Origin of the sequence: Pseudonocardia sp. N23, from assembly GCF_002583555.1 — a bacterium.
Classification (GTDB): domain Bacteria; phylum Actinomycetota; class Actinomycetes; order Mycobacteriales; family Pseudonocardiaceae; genus Pseudonocardia.
This window is the reverse complement of record NZ_BEGX01000135.1, coordinates 1-1,122: the sequence shown is the minus strand read 5'-3', so window position 1 is coordinate 1,122 and position 1,122 is coordinate 1. Positions and strand designations below refer to the sequence as shown.

1 protein-coding gene is annotated in these 1,122 nt (G+C 66.6%); it reads left to right on the top strand.

Annotated elements, in window-relative coordinates; genetic code table 11:
- Positions 1-1,122, top strand: a 1,122-nt coding sequence (gene nuoF, locus TOK_RS29575) for an NADH-quinone oxidoreductase subunit NuoF (RefSeq protein WP_141566617.1), incomplete at both ends; no start/stop codon positions are given.

Here is a 1,122-nt window from a genome sequence, read left to right as displayed (position 1 = left end):
CGATCCGCTGACCCCGGTGCTGACGCGCCGGTGGCAGCTCGACCGGTCGTGGTCGATCGACACCTACGAGGAGACCGGCGGCTACACGGCGCTGCGTACCGCGCTGGCTGCTCACCCCGACCAGCTGATCACGCTGGTGAAGGACTCCGGGCTGCGTGGCCGCGGTGGCGCCGGGTTCCCGACGGGCATGAAGTGGTCGTTCATCCCGCAGGGTCCGACGGGTGCCGGTGCGAAGCCGAAGTACCTGGTGATCAATGCCGACGAGGGCGAGCCGGGTACGTGCAAGGACATTCCGACGATGATGGCCGACCCGCACTCGTTGATCGAGGGCTGTGTCATCACCAGCTACGCGATCCGTGCGAACTTCTGTGCGATCTATGTCCGTGGTGAGGCGCTGCACTGCATCCGCAGGCTGCGCCAGGCGGTCGTGGAGGCGTATGCGAAGGGCTACCTGGGTGCCGACATCCTGGGTTCCGGGTTCTCCCTCGACATCGTGGTGCACGCTGGTGCGGGTGCCTACATCTGTGGGGAGGAGACGGCGCTGCTCGACTCGCTGGAGGGTCGTCGTGGTCAGCCGCGGCTCAAGCCGCCGTTCCCGGCGACGTCGGGGCTCTACGCGTCGCCGACGGTGGTGAACAATGTGGAGACGATCGCGTCGGTCCCTGACATCGTGTCCGGGGGTAGTGACTGGTTCCGGTTGATGGGCTCGGAGCGCAGCCCCGGTCCGAAGATTTATTCGCTGTCCGGGCATGTGGAGCGGCCGGGTCAGTACGAGGCCCCGCTGGGTGTGACGCTGCGTGAGCTGTTGGAGCTGGCCGGGGGTATGAAGGACGGCGTTCCGCTGAAGTTCTGGACGCCGGGTGGGTCGTCGACGCCGATGTTCACCGCCGAGCACCTGGATGTCCCGCTGGACTTCGAGGGTGCGGCGGCGGCGGGGTCGATGCTGGGTACCACGGCGGTGCAGATCTTCAACGAGACCGTGTCGGTCCCGTGGGCGGTCATGAAGTGGACCGAGTTCTACAAGCACGAGAGCTGTGGCAAGTGCACGCCGTGTCGTGAGGGGACGTACTGGCTCGTCCAGATCCTCGAACGGATGGTGCACGGGCAGGGCACCAGTGAGGA